This window comes from Marinobacter shengliensis (genome assembly GCF_003007715.1).
GTDB classification, from domain to species: domain Bacteria; phylum Pseudomonadota; class Gammaproteobacteria; order Pseudomonadales; family Oleiphilaceae; genus Marinobacter; species Marinobacter shengliensis.
This window is the reverse complement of the sequence record NZ_PXNO01000019.1, coordinates 144,328-158,075: the sequence shown is the minus strand read 5'-3', so window position 1 is coordinate 158,075 and position 13,748 is coordinate 144,328. Positions and strand designations below refer to the sequence as shown.

The 13,748-nt window shown below is 56.9% G+C and carries 11 protein-coding genes; 6 read left to right on the top strand and 5 right to left on the bottom strand.

Annotation, left to right across the window (positions count from 1 at the left end; all coding sequences use genetic code 11):
- Nucleotides 1-35 precede the first annotated feature (35 nt).
- Complete coding sequence (locus C7H10_RS04485) at nucleotides 36-3,131, bottom strand: efflux RND transporter permease subunit (protein WP_106693916.1); 3,096 nt, start codon at nucleotides 3,129-3,131, stop codon at nucleotides 36-38.
- A complete protein-coding gene (locus C7H10_RS04480) occupies nucleotides 3,131-4,228 on the bottom strand; it encodes an efflux RND transporter periplasmic adaptor subunit (protein WP_061330759.1) in 1,098 nt (365 codons plus the stop codon). The genes C7H10_RS04485 and C7H10_RS04480 overlap by 1 nt, the downstream gene beginning before the upstream one ends.
- A gap of 321 nt (nucleotides 4,229-4,549) precedes the next feature.
- On the opposite strand from C7H10_RS04480, the gene C7H10_RS04475 reads away from it, so the two are divergent.
- Nucleotides 4,550-5,050, top strand: coding sequence for a DnaJ domain-containing protein (locus tag C7H10_RS04475; RefSeq protein WP_106693915.1), 501 nt, complete (start codon nucleotides 4,550-4,552; stop codon nucleotides 5,048-5,050).
- On the opposite strand, the gene C7H10_RS04470 is transcribed toward C7H10_RS04475, so the two are convergent.
- Nucleotides 5,051-5,836, bottom strand: a complete 786-nt coding sequence (locus tag C7H10_RS04470) for a secretin N-terminal domain-containing protein (RefSeq protein WP_106693914.1) — start codon at nucleotides 5,834-5,836, stop codon at nucleotides 5,051-5,053.
- A 363-nt stretch (nucleotides 5,837-6,199) separates the two neighbouring features.
- On the opposite strand from C7H10_RS04470, the gene C7H10_RS04465 reads away from it, so the two are divergent.
- Complete coding sequence (locus tag C7H10_RS04465) at nucleotides 6,200-7,252, top strand: 3-deoxy-7-phosphoheptulonate synthase (protein WP_106693913.1); 1,053 nt, start codon at nucleotides 6,200-6,202, stop codon at nucleotides 7,250-7,252.
- Here C7H10_RS04465 and C7H10_RS04460 read toward each other — a convergent pair.
- Nucleotides 7,197-7,868 carry a LysE family translocator gene (locus C7H10_RS04460; RefSeq protein WP_082780480.1) on the bottom strand — a complete coding sequence of 224 codons (672 nt, stop codon included), beginning with the start codon at nucleotides 7,866-7,868 and terminating at the stop codon, nucleotides 7,197-7,199. The two genes, C7H10_RS04465 and C7H10_RS04460, sit on opposite strands and share 56 nt — an antisense overlap.
- 153 nt (nucleotides 7,869-8,021) lie before the next feature.
- Between C7H10_RS04460 and C7H10_RS04455 the strand changes: the two genes are divergently transcribed.
- Entirely contained in the window at nucleotides 8,022-9,461 is a 1,440-nt protein-coding gene (locus C7H10_RS04455) for a dihydrolipoyl dehydrogenase (RefSeq protein WP_106693912.1), read from the top strand.
- Between the two features lie 46 nt (nucleotides 9,462-9,507).
- Here C7H10_RS04455 and C7H10_RS04450 read toward each other — a convergent pair whose 3' ends face one another.
- Entirely contained in the window at nucleotides 9,508-9,774 is a 267-nt protein-coding gene (locus C7H10_RS04450; RefSeq protein ID WP_197463799.1) for a DUF2061 domain-containing protein, read from the bottom strand.
- A 224-nt stretch (nucleotides 9,775-9,998) separates the two neighbouring features.
- Between C7H10_RS04450 and C7H10_RS04445 the strand changes: the two genes are divergently transcribed.
- The 3 genes from C7H10_RS04445 (at nucleotide 9,999) to C7H10_RS04435 (ending at nucleotide 13,723) form a co-directional block, all read left to right on the top strand.
- Nucleotides 9,999-10,472 carry a Dps family protein gene (locus tag C7H10_RS04445; RefSeq protein WP_072676187.1) on the top strand — a complete coding sequence of 158 codons (474 nt, stop codon included), beginning with the start codon at nucleotides 9,999-10,001 and terminating at the stop codon, nucleotides 10,470-10,472.
- Nucleotides 10,473-10,636: 164 nt separating this feature from the next.
- Nucleotides 10,637-12,538, top strand: a complete 1,902-nt coding sequence (locus tag C7H10_RS04440; RefSeq protein WP_106693911.1) for a choice-of-anchor I family protein — start codon at nucleotides 10,637-10,639, stop codon at nucleotides 12,536-12,538.
- 177 nt (nucleotides 12,539-12,715) lie between these two features.
- The gene (locus C7H10_RS04435; RefSeq protein ID WP_244178178.1) at nucleotides 12,716-13,723 is read left to right on the top strand and encodes a porin; all 1,008 of its coding nucleotides are present in this window, start codon (nucleotides 12,716-12,718) and stop codon (nucleotides 13,721-13,723) included.
- Nucleotides 13,724-13,748: the final 25 nt, after the last annotated feature.

Below are 13,748 nucleotides of genomic sequence, written 5' to 3'. Positions count from 1 at the left end.
ACCGGTGCGGGCTATGTGTTAACATCAGTCAGCGTTTAATGGCTGCTGGATGTGGCCGGAGCCCCGTCGTTGTTGTCAGCTTCCGTATACTCATCGGCCGCAGTTCCATGATGGTCTCGCGCCAGCAGAATGTAGAAGGCCGGCAGTACGAATACGGTAAACAACGTGCCGATACCCAGTCCTGCACTGATGGTCAGGCCAATCGCAAACCGACTCTCGGCCCCCGGGCCCACCGCAATCAGCAGCGGCACCATGGCGAAGATCAGGGCCAGGGAGGTCATGATGATCGGGCGCAGACGAATGGCCGCAGCCTCAATCACCGCATCCACCTTGTTCAGGCCTTTCTCTTTCTGCAGCAGGTTGGCGAACTCCACGATCAGGATGCCGTTCTTCGACACCACACCAATCAAGGTAATCAGGCCCACCTGGGTGTAGATGTTCATGGAGGCAAAGCCGAGCACGATAAACGCCATGGCACCGGCGACGGACATGGGCACCGACACCAGGATGATGAACGGATCGCGCCAGCTTTCGAACTGTGCCGCCAGTACCAGGTAGATAACCAGCAACGACAGGAAGAAGGTTACCATCAGAGCGCTGCCCTGGGTGGCCAGCTGCCTCGACTCGCCGGTATAGTCAAAGCTGAAGCCTTGCGGGAATACCTCGGCTGCGGCCTGCTCCATAAAGTCCATGGCGGAGCCAGCCGCCACGCCGGGCATGATAACGCCCTCGAGAGTCAGCGAGTTCAACTGGTTGAACTGGGTCCGGTTGGAAGGTTCCACCTCTTCACTGAAGCTGACCACACTGGATAGAGGCACCAGTTGGCCATTGCCGGCGCGGATGTAATAGTCGTCCAGTGCTTCACGGCTGGCACGGAATTCATTACCCACCTGCGGAATCACCTGATAGGAGCGGCCTTCCATATTGAAGCGGTTGATGTATCCGCCGCTGAGCATACTGGCGAGCGACTGGCCGACATCACGCATGGATAGGCCCAGGTCTGCCACCCGGTCCCGGTCTACGTTGATGCGGGTAACGGGCTTGTCGAAGTTGATGGACTTCTGCAGGAACATGAAGTTGCCACTTTGCATGGCTTTGCCAAGAAGCTCGTCGGCGACTTCATTCAACTGTTCGTAGGTGCCTCCGGTGGTCACTACAAACTGGAACGGCAGGCCGCCACCCGAACCAGGCAGGGCCGGTAACGGGAACACCGCCGTCTGCAATCCGGTTACTTTTTTGAGTTCGGAATCCAGCAGGGGCTGTACCTCGAACTGGCTGATCTCCCGCTCACTCCACGGTGCCAGCTTGAAACCACCAAACACGGCGTTCGGGCTGGTGATACCAAGAATCATGAAATCCTCGTTGTAGCCGGGCACGCCGGACATCCGCTCCTGAACCTCCTGGCCATGATCAAACAGATACTCCAGCGTCGAGGTCTGCGGCCCCAGCCCCTGGTAAAACAGGATGCCCTGGTCCTCGGTGGGTGCCAGCTCATTCTGGCTCATCATCACCATAAAATAGATAGAACCCAATACCACGACGGCGAAGAACACCACCACCGACTTGGTCTGCATCAACGAGGTAAGCGCAGCTTTGTAGGCATTGGCGAGGCCATTGAAGGTTTTTTCAACCAGCACCTCGAAGCGTCCGGGATTGCCATGGGGTTTCAGCACCTTGCCGGAGAGCATGGGTGAGAGTGTCAGGGCAACAATGCCGGAGATCACAACCGTACCCGCCAGGGTGAAGGCAAATTCAGTAAACAGCGAGCCCACCAGACCGCCCATAAACCCGATGGGCGCATACACCGCCACCAGCGTCGTGGTCATGGCGATGATCGGTGTGGCCATTTCACGGGCGCCATTGAGGGCAGCGTCAAACCGTGATTCACCCTGCTCAATGTGCCGGTGCACGTTCTCCACCATGATAATGGCATCGTCCACCACCAGCCCGATGGCAAGCACCAGGGAGAGCAGGGTCAGCAGGTTCAGGGAGAAACCGAAGATCAGCATGATAAACGCGCCGCCAATCAGCGACAGCGGCACTGCCACAGACGGCACGATGGCCGCTCGAATCGAGCCGAGGCAAAGGAACACCACCACCAGAACAATCAGCATGGCTTCCAGCAGGGTACGGATGACTTCGTTGATGGAATCTTCAATGAAGTCGGAGGCATCGTAGGCCAGGCGCACATTCAGGCCGCTGGGTAGCTGGCTTTCGATGTCCGGTAACTCGTCTTTTACCAGGCCGGCGACGGTCAGCGGATTGGCCCCCGGGGCCAGTTCGATGGCGACATAGGTGGCTGGCTCGCCCTTATAAAGCGCCAGCTGATTGTAGGTTTGAGAGCCAAGCTCCACCTCGGCAATGTCCCGCAACCGAATCAGGGTGCCGTTTTGCTGCTTGACCACCAGGTTACGGAAGGCTTCCGGATCGGCAATGTCGGTATCACTGGTCAGGGCAATCTCGGTGTACTGGCCCCGGGTAGTGCCGACAGCGGCCTGATAGTTGTTGGCTCGCAGCTTGTCTGCCACTTCGACCGGAGTCAGATCCACCGCGGCCAGCCGCTCCGGGTCCAGCCACACTCGCAGGGCGAAAGTACGCCCCAGCAGCTGGGCCTTGCCAACGCCAGACAGCGCCTGCAGCTTGGGCTGAACCACGCGGGTCAGGTAATCGGTAATCTGGGGGACTTCCAGCTCGGTACTGTAGAAAGCAATATACATCAGGGCCGTGTCGTCACCGGTGGTGGAGGTGATCACCGGGTCTTCTGCATCGCCGGGCAGCACGTTGCGCTGGCTGGCAACCTTGGCCTGAATTTCAGCGAGGGCGTCGTTGGCATCGTAATTCAGAACCATCTTGGCCTGAATCGTTGACACGCCCTGGGAACTGGTAGAGGTCAGATAGTCGATGCCGCTGGCCTCAGCAATGGCCTGTTGCAGGGGCGTGGTGATAAAGCCCTTGATCAGGTCAGAACTGGCCCCAGGGTAAGCGGTTGTGACCGTTACCGTGGTGCTTTCCAGTTTCGGGTACTGGCGGACTTCCATTTCCATGGCTGCCCGGGCACCGATCAGCAGAATCAGCAGGCTGACCACGGTGGCCAGCACCGGCCGGTGGACAAAAATGTCGGTGAATTTCATTACTCAGACGCCTCCTGCCCGGACTCGTCCTGGATTTCTACCCGCTGGCCTGCCCGCAACCGCAGCAGACCCTTCGAGACCACGGTCTCGCCGGGTTCAAGGCCTGAAAGAACCGCAGCCCGTTCGTTCCGGACCTCGCCCGTGGTGACGGTACGGCGCTCAACGACCAGTTCGCCGTCATCATTCTCCTTCACGGCGAACACAAAGTTGCCGTAAGTGTTATAGGAGATGGCGGTCCTGGGGACCGTGACCACTTCGTTGTCCCTGGGCTGGCCTGTTTGAATCGTTGCGAACATTCCCGGGCGCAATTTGCCATCTTCGTTGTTGAGGGTGGCGCGGATGCGAACCGTACGAGTCTCCGGGTTGACCGATGTGTTGATGGCACTGACTTCACCACTGAATGCCTCATCCGGCACCGCGGCCACCGTGACCGTTACCGGGTAACCCCGGTCAACCTCGGGCAGGTACTTCTCGGACAGAGTGTAATCCACGTAGATCGGGTTCAGCATATTGATCTCGACAATCGGCGTACCTGTAGGGATGTACTGACCCTGGTCGACCATGCGGATACCGAGGGTGCCGTCAAACGGTGCCCGGATCACCTTTTTGCCCAGTTGTGCCTCGGCTTCGTTTACCCGCGCCCTTGCGGCGTCGTAGTTGGCTTTGGCCTCATCGAACTGTGATTGTGATACCGCGCGTTTGGGCAGCAGGTCAGACACCCGCTTGAACTCCTGCCCAGCCAGTTGGGCTTCTGCCCGGCGGGTACGTAGCGCCGCCTCGTCGATGGCGGCATCCAGGCGAATCAGTACGTCACCTTTCTGCACGGTATCGCCGGATTCAAAGTTAATGGACTCAATGACCCCCGGCACCTCGTTGGCCACCTCGATACCGTTAATGGCGTTCACACTGCCCACGGCCTTGATACTCGGCTGCCAGTTTTCAGTGGTGGCGTCGGTCACGGAAATGATGGCTGGGGGCTGTGGCTGGGAGAACATCTCCTGCATCTGGCCGAATTCATAGAACTTGTAACCGAAGATGCCGCCGAGGACGACACCCAGAAAAATGATGACGATGACAAAACGGGATGCGGTACGCATAGGTCTGTTCCTGGGCTAGGTTTCTTTAAACGGATAACGTCGCCGGGATGGGAAGGCTGACAGCTTTCCTTGCGCATCAGGGGGCGGCGACAGGCGGACGCTTGTTGAGAATGCGTCGGCTTAACGATAACCAATAGGATGCTACAAAAAGCGCTCCTGTTTGTCACCAGTTTGCCTTGAAATCTCAGTATATATACTGCGATGAAACTACGATGACGTTGCTGGTCCTTTACGGATGTAAAACCGCAGTTTCACATACATAATGGCGCGGATGTGTATCTGTTATGATCCAGTCAAGATAGAAACGGGTGAGAGGATGGAATGCAGCTAATTCTCGGCCTGGCCCTGGCGGCTGCCGTGTTTGTCATCTTGAAAAAATGGGGTGCCCTGTCACCGGAAGGCCAGAAAGCCGCCATATGGAAGGCCGTTCTGGTGGTGGGTGGCGCCCTGTTGTTGTTTATGGTGCTGACCGGTCGGGTACATGTGCTGACGGCGGCGGTAGCGGCGATCATTCCGTTGCTGCGCAAGCTGCCGGCGCTGTTGAAGTTTGCCCCCCTGGTTCGCCGGGCGATGGGTGATAACGAAGGGCCAGCGCCGGGTGGAACGTCAAATGCCGGAGCTCAAGCCGTGGCTCAGGGCCCGATGACCGAACAGGAAGCCTGCGACATCCTCGGAGTAAAGCCCGGCTGCAGCCGGGAGGAAGTGACCGCGGCCCACCGGCGGCTGATGCTCAAGGTACACCCGGACCGGGGTGGTAACGATTACCTGGCGGCCAAGCTCAACGAGGCCCGGGACCTGCTGCTCGGTAAACGGGCAGCGTAATCAGGGCAGAATATCCACTTTCACGTCCACCGACTGGTTTTCAGAGCGGTTGCCGGTTACCCGGTAAGTAATGCCATCCTGACGATGACTCTGGGACGTGCTGGTGCCGCCCAGGGTTACCCACTGGCCAGGTTCAACCCGGCGAATGGTCATCAGGGCTTCGGTTTCATAGCCTTGAATACTGGCTGGATCTTCTTCAAACGATACGATGTTCAGTTCCACGGTCTGGTCTGAGATGGCCTGGGGCGTCACGATAAAGCCGCTGCGGGTTTCCACCTGCTCCAGAATAGCCGCCGGGTTGCGCCCGCCCTGTACCGCAAACGGTATGGTGCGCACATTGCCGGAGGTGATGTGGGCGGACTGGCCATCCTGGACCACCAGTTGCCGTTCAGTGCTGGAATTGGTGCTTATGGTGCGGCGTTCGACATTGGCGCCGGCCCGGTTGTCGGAAATCGTCACGCCACCGCCGGACTGCTTGCCGCCGATGTCCTGCCGGTAGCGAACGCTGATACGCATCTGCACGGGTGGTACGTCGATGGATTCAATCAGCATGCCAATCTCATCCAGCAATCCCGGCTCACCACGAACCACCAGTTGCTGTCCCCGGGCGGAGACTGAGACGGGAGCCTGCTGATAAAGTTCTTTAATCTGGTTGGCAACGTCAGCAGAGGTGCGGTTGTTGAGCTGGTAAACGCGAGACTCCTGGGCGAGGGCAAGGGTTGAAAACAGGGCAAACACCAGTGCCAACAGGCTGGTTGTGATGGAGTGGGTCGTGCGTTCAGTCATCGGGGCCTCCGGAGCCGTTACACATACCCGCCAAAAATATTCCGGATTGCGGGTTGCCAATCTGAAAACCGCGGGGTTATAGTGAAAAGCATGAAGACCACACACGCAGCCTGTCAATTGAATGTTTTGAAAGCTTTCGGTGCGAAACTGAAGGCCGCAGGTTCTGCTGTGTATTTTTGGTGGTTTGGTTATGGCTTTTATTTTAGCCAGAGCCCGGGCCGCCCATAAGATCTTCATCGACCGAATTTAACGAGGAAGGCAGCCCGGCAAGCAACCCAGGCTGCCACCGGACTCGAAAAAGCCCCGACTGGTAGCCCAGCCGGGGCTTTTTTGATTCTGACACAGGGAAACGGGAACACAGACATGAACATGCCGCTGAAATCCGAAACGCTGGGCGAGCAAATCGCAAGTGCCTACCAGCACCGACAGGAAGCCACACTGCCCACCGCGGGCGAGTTGCGCCAGCAGTTTCCTGCCGGTGAGCACCTGGTTCGGGCCATTGCCAGTTACCGTGAGCAGATCCGCGCCGTACTGCACGGTCAGGACGACCGAACCCTGATTGTGATGGGTCCGTGTTCGATTCACGATGAACAGGCCGCCCTGGATTACGCTACCCGTCTGAAAACCCTGACGGACGAGGTGAGTGATCGCTTCCTGATAGTAATGCGCGCCTACCTGGAAAAACCACGCACCACGGTGGGTTGGAAGGGCCTTTTATACGATCCCGAGCGCACCGGCCAGGGCGACCTGAAGCAGGGCCTGGAACGTTCCCGCAAGCTGTTGCTGGCGCTCTCTGAGCTGGGTTTGCCGCTGGCGACGGAAGCCCTGAGCCCGTTCATGATGGATTACCTGGGTGACCTGGTGAGCTGGACCGCCATCGGTGCCCGCACCACCGAATCCCAGATCCACCGGGAAATGGTCAGCGGCCTGCCCATGCCCACCGGCTTCAAGAACGGTACCGATGGCGGCATTACCGTGGCCAGCCATGCCATGAAGTCTGCCTCGCACCCACACCACCATATGGGTATTTCCCATAACGGCGCGCCGGTGATGATCTCTACCTCCGGTAACCCGGACACCCACCTGGTGCTCCGCGGTGGCCGGGGCGTGACCAATTACGATGAGTTGAGCATCGCTAAGGCGGTGGCGGAACTGGAGAAAGCCGGCTTGTCGACGGCAGTGATGGTGGACTGCAGCCACGACAACGCCTGCAAACAGGCTGAGCGGCAAGTGGATATCGCCCGGGAGGTGATGGCCCAGAAGCGCAGCGGCAACCGGCACATCAAGGGGCTGATGCTGGAGAGCTTCCTGGAATTCGGCAGGCAGGATGACGGTGAAGAGCTGATCTACGGCTGCTCGATTACCGATCCGTGCCTGGGCTGGGAGCAGACGGAGGCTCTGATCCGCTCACTGTAGACAGCAACAGCTGCCCGGCCAGCAGCACCAGGATGCCCCCCATGGCCCGGTCGAGCCAGTGTCCGAACCGGTTGAAACCCCGGCGGACACGGGGGTGGGTAAAGAATATCGCGACCAGGGCAAACCAGAGGCCGGTGGCGAAAGCCATATAAAGGCCGTAGCCCGCCTGCAGCAGCACCGGGGTGCCGGGGTTAATGATGACCGAGAATAGAGATACGAAAAACAATGTGGCCTTGGGGTTCAGCACGTTGGTCAGGAAGCCGAGCCGGAACGCCGCCCAACCGGTTTGCTCGTTGCTACCCCTGGCATCCACATGAATGCCGCCGGGTTTTGCTCGCAGGCAATGCCAGGCAATCCACAACAGGTACAGGGCACCCACCACCTTCAGTACGGTGAACAGCATCACCGACTGCTGAATAATGAAACCAATGCCCAACAACGAATAACCCACATGCAGCAAGATACCAATGCCAATGCCGGTTGCGCTCAGCAAGGCATTACGTCGGGACTGGGTGAGCGCCTGGCGCAAAACGATCGCGAAATCCGGGCCCGGGCTTGCCACCGCAAGTAAGTGAACCAGTGCCACCGTCATAAATTCCAGCCAGTAATTCTGCACCTGAGATCTCCGGGTATAGTCATTGCCAGACGAACGTACTGAAGGTAAACCTGCACACTGCTGAGGATTTTTTGCCAGCTTCACCTGTCAGGCAATGATAAGGTTTCTATACTTTCAGTTTAACTGCCGAATTCTAGCTTACCGGGAGGCAAAATGAACAAGCGTGAAGTGGATGTGGCCATTATCGGTGCCGGGACTGCCGGCATGGTGGCATACCAGCGGGTTCGTAAAGCCACCGACAATGTGGTTTTGATCGAGGGAGAACGGTACGGCACCACCTGCGCGCGGGTGGGCTGCATGCCCAGTAAACTGTTGATTGCCGCTGCTGAAAGAGCCCACGACCTGAAAACCGCCGATGAGTTCGGTGTACTGGCGGGTGATGTACGGATTGATGGCCGGCTGGTGATGGAGCGGGTGCGGGCAGAGCGGGACAAGTTTGTGGCACCGGTGGTTCGGTCCATGGAAAAACTGCCGGAGGAACACCGATTGATGGGCCATGCCCGGTTTGTCGACAGCCACCGGCTGGTGGTTGGCGAACACACCGAAGTGCATGCCGATCGCATCATCATTGCCACCGGCTCCCGACCTAACGTGCCGGGCATCCTGAAAGAAGCCAAGGACCGGTTAATCGTTAACGACGATGTGTTTGACTGGCAGGATCTGCCGGAATCTGTAGCGGTATTCGGCCCTGGTGTCATCGGCCTGGAATTGGGCCAGGCACTGAGCCGGCTGGGCGTGCGGGTTCGGCTGTTTGGGGTCAGCGGTGGTATTGGCGGCCTGCGGGACGAGAAAATCCGTGACTATGCGAAGGGCGTGTTTGGTGAAGAACTGGCATTGAGCCTGAAGGCGGAGACTCGTCGGGTCGAGCGCACTGGTGAAGGCGTTCACATCACCTGGCTTGAGAATGGCGAGGAGCATCAGGAAACCTTTGGCTACCTGCTGGCGGCCACAGGCCGTCGCCCCAATGTGGATAACCTGGATATCCAGAATGCCGGCATTGAACTGAATGACCGGGGCATGCCGGAGTTTGATCCCTTCACACTGCGCTGTGGCGACAGCCATATTTTTATTGCGGGTGATGTGAATAACCACCGGCCCTTACTGCATGAGGCGGCAGATGAAGGCCGTATCGCCGGGGATAACGCCGCTGCCTGGCCCGATGTACGCACCGGCTTGCGCAAGACGCCGTTGGCCGTGGTGTTCTCTGACCCACAGATTGCCTCGGTCGGGCTGACCATTCATCAGGTGGACGAGAAGGGTCAGGGTTGCTTTGCAATCGGGGAGGTCAGCTTTGAGGACCAGGGCCGTAGCAAAGTGATTGGCAGGAATCGCGGTTTGCTGCGTGTGTATGGTGAGCATGGCAGCGGCTTGTTCATGGGCGCGGAAATGTTCGGGCCGGCGGCGGAACACATTGCCCACCTGTTGGCCTGGTGTGCCCAGAAGCGAATGACCATCAGTGAAATGCTCGAAATGCCTTTCTACCACCCGGTGATTGAAGAAGGGTTGAGGACCGCCCTGAAAAACCTCAACAGAAACCTCAGGCTGGGGCCGGAACCTGCTGAGGGTTGTATGGATTGCGGGCCTGGCGTCTGAGCCGGCCCGCTTCTGTTATATCCGTAATTGATCTGAATCAGCCGTTTCAGGGCGTGTTGTGCCGTACGATCAAGGGCCTGGCGGTTGCATTTCTCTGATACCGTGCCCATATCTTCTCATGGAAGAAGTAGGCAACGGTGTTGATGGTCGGCTCAACCATGGCGATCAGGCTGCCGATCAGAATGTCGCCGGTCAGCAGATAGGCTACGGAGAACGCCACCACGAAGTGCGTGATTGCAAAGGTGATGGTTTTTAACAGTGACTGGTCACCGTTGGCACTGTGGTTGTGAACGAACAGTTTCAGTGCGCTCATGATCAACTCCGTTTTCGTAGGGTCTATGGGTGTATTGAAGACCAAACGAGAATTATTTCCAAATAGATCTTGTGATTATCGTCGATAGCATCGGCCTATGGGTTTCTGGTTTTTGATATAATCTTATGCTATCGCAAGTATTGAAGAACTAAACTTCAGCTATAGCCGACGACTGAGTAGAGTGGTTGGCAGATAAACCCAAAACGCGAATCAGGAGGTTCAATATGGGTAAGAACTTTATTGGTCTGGACACGGAAAAGACCCAGAAACTGGCAGACTCGCTTAATGAGTTGCTGTCCAACTACCAGATTTTTTACATGAACGTTCGTGGCTATCACTGGAACATCAAGGGCGACAATTTCTTTGAGCTGCACGCCAAGTTCGAAGAGCTGTATGACGACCTGTTGCTGAAGATTGATGAGATTGCCGAGCGTGTTCTGACCCTGGGCCACCGCCCGGCGCACGCCTACAGCACCTACATTGAGAAGTCCGATGTGCCTGAGCGCAAGGATGTGTCTGATGGCAAAGAAGCCGTGGGCAACATCGTAGAGAGCTTCGGGAAACTGATCGCCAAGCAGCGTGATCTTCTGAATCTGGCCGGCGAGGCTCAAGACGAAGGCACCGTTGCCCTGATGAGTGATTACATCTCCCAGCAGGAAAAAACGGTGTGGATGTACCGGAGTTACCTTGGTCAGTAGATTGTCTTAATACGTCTGTAAGGGCACATGGTGGCATCAGGCCGCCATGCGCCTTTCATTAATATGTCATTGTCCTGTCTTATTTCCTTCCCGATCCTGTAACAGCGGTGAAATAGGTTTCTTTGCTACCGAGTTAGTTTTCTAACAAAGCAAAGGAGCGTTCCGTGCAAAACCCAAAAACCATTTTCAAACCATCACTGCTGGCTATCAGTGTCTCGGCTGTCTTGTTGAGCGGCTGCCTGTCATCCGATAACGACAGTACGCCGCCAGTAGAGGCACCCCCTGCAGTCACCGGCCTGACCCTCGAATTCGTAGGTCGCTATAGCTCTGGTGTATTTGGTGAAAGTGCCGCAGAGATAACGGCGTTTGACTCTGCCAGCCGCAGAGCGTTTGTGGTGAACGCTCTGGAAGGATCGCTGAACGTGCTGGATATGAGTGACCCATCAACACCAACGCTGATTGATACCCTGACGGTTGGTGACATTGCTGATAATGCGGTTGTTAACAGTGTCGCGGTCCGGAACGGACTCGTTGCCGTCGCGATCGAGTCTTCTCCGAAGACAGAGCCGGGATTCGCTGCCATATACGATGCTGCGACGCTGTCCCTGCGCGGCTTTGTAGAGGTTGGTGCTCAGCCGGATATGCTGACGTTCACGCCTGATGGCAAATACCTTTTGGTCGCCAATGAGGGCGAACCGAGTGACGACTACCAGATTGATCCGGAAGGCTCTGTTTCAGTCATTGATGTGACTGACCCTGACAACCTGCAGGTCAGAACGGCAGATTTTACCGCCTTCAATAGCCAGAGAGCGCAGCTGGTGGCGGATGGTGTTCGGGTATTCGGTCCGGGTGCCAGTGTCGCCCAGGATATGGAGCCGGAGTACATCACAGTGAACGCCGACAGCACCACTGCATGGGTGGCGTTGCAGGAGAACAACGCACTCGCGAAAGTGGACATCGCCTCGGCCACCATCACTGAGATCCTGCCGCTGGGCTACAAGGATCATGGTGCTGAAGGTCAGGGTCTGGATGCCAGCGATAGTAACGATGCCATCGACATCAAACCCTGGCCGGGGATTCTCGGTATGTACCATCCGGATGCCATCGCCAGCTTTAGCAGCAACGGCGAGACATACATCCTGACCGCCAACGAGGGCGATGCCCGGGCCTGGGGTGAGGATAACCCAGCCTATTGGGGGCCTGAAGATTCGGAAGACCCTGCCTTTGGTGGTGATGCCAATCAGGGCTTTGTCGAGGAAATACGATTCAAGCACTTGTTCCACAGGAACGGTTTTGAGCGCCGCCTGGGCGATGACATGCCGCCACAGCTCTACGATCTGGCCAAGGGGGCGTTGCTGAACCCTGAGGTGTTCGACTACTGCGGCGCCAGTGCCGGTGAGCCGGGCGGCTGCCGGGAAGATGAACAGTTGGGCCGCCTCACGGTGACCTGGACCATGGGCTACCGCACCGATGAAAACGGTGACCCCGTGATGTTCAACACCGCCGGTGTTGAGGACATGGATGGTGACCGCCTGATGTACGATGCGGTTTACGCATTTGGTGGCCGTTCCATGGCGATCTGGTCGGCTGATGGTGATCTGGTGTGGGATTCCGGCGACATGGTTGAGCAGTATCTGGCCAGTGATGCCTGCCTTGCCGGGTCGCAGCGAGATATCCCCTGTGCTGAGTTCTTCAACTCGAACCACAGTGCCGGTGATTCGTTCCTGAACCGTTCGGATAACAAGGGGCCAGAGCCGGAAGCGGTAACAGCGGCCACCTTTGGTGATCGCACGTTCGCCTTCCTCGGTCTTGAACGTATGGGTGGTGTCATGGTGTTTGACATCACCAATCCGCAGTCGCCGTCGATTGTGGACTACCTCAACACCCGAGAGGAATGGGTGTTGGACCCGGAAACCAACCTGGCTATCGCCGGTGACCTGGGGATTGAGGACATCACTGTGATACCCGCGAACCAGTCACCAAATGGCGACGTGCTCTTGCTTACCGGTAATGAAGTGAGTGGCACAACTGCTGTGTATAAGGTGGTCCTGCAATACGCCGAGTAATCCGCCAAAGCAGTCTGTTAAAACAACCCCGCCGTGAGGCGGGGTTTGTCTTTGTGCATCGCAACCCTTTGCTGAAAGTCAGGTTTCACACAACTGACATATATAGTTAACAAATCGTTCATAAACCATCGCCATAGTGACATCACGAAATTCAACACCGATCAAGAATGATCACTGATGGAGAAGAACGTAATGAAAAAGCAATTGCTGGCACTGGCTATCGGTTCCATGGTTGTCGCGCCGTCTGTGGCGATGGCTGACAAGGGCCCGACTGTTTACGGTAAAGTGAACGTTTCTTACGAAAACTTTGATAATGGCACCGACGACGCATGGCGTCTGCAGAGCAACTCTTCACGCATCGGTGTCAAGGGTGATCTGGACCTTGACGTTGAGAACCTGAAAGCGATCTACCAGGCTGAATTCCAGATCGCCGTAGACGATGGCGACAACAGTGGCCAGACTTTCAGCCAGCGTAATATCTTCGGTGGTTTCCAGCACAAGCAGCTGGGTACTCTGAAAGCTGGTAAATTCGACACCCCGTTCAAGGTGTCCCAGGGCAAGATTGATCAGTTCGGCGACCTGGAAGGTGATATCAACAAGATCGTTCGTGGCGACGTTCGCGCCAACAACATCGTTCAGTACACCACTCCGAAGCTGGCTGATGCCTTCAGTGTGAACCTGGCACTGATCCCGGGTGAGGCCGCTGGTACTGATCGTGACGGCGTTGCCGACAGCATCTCTTCCTCTCTGGTATTCGACAACGGCTCTATCTACGCTTCTATCGGTTATGACTCAGAAGTGAGCACTACCCTGAACGACCTGGGCAGCTCAACTCTGGTTGATGCCTTCCACATCGCCGCCAAAGCCAACATCCAGAACTTTGAACTCGGCGCCCTGTTCCAGCAGTCCGAGAACAGCGATTCCATCGGTGGCATGGACTATGAAGACACCACCTACATCGTCAGTGCAGCCGTCAAGCTGGACCGCTGGAAGCTGAAAGCCCAGTACGGTATGACTGATCTGGATACGTCTGATGACGACCTGACCCTGATGGCTGTCGGCGCAGACTACAAGGTTGGCAAGAGCAGCAAAGTGTTCGGTTACTACGCCAATGTTGAAGCGGACAAGGGTGCTAAAGACGACACCACTTTCGGTATCGGTTTCGAGCACAACTTCTCCATGTAATACCCATTTCATGTAGCGTCACTTC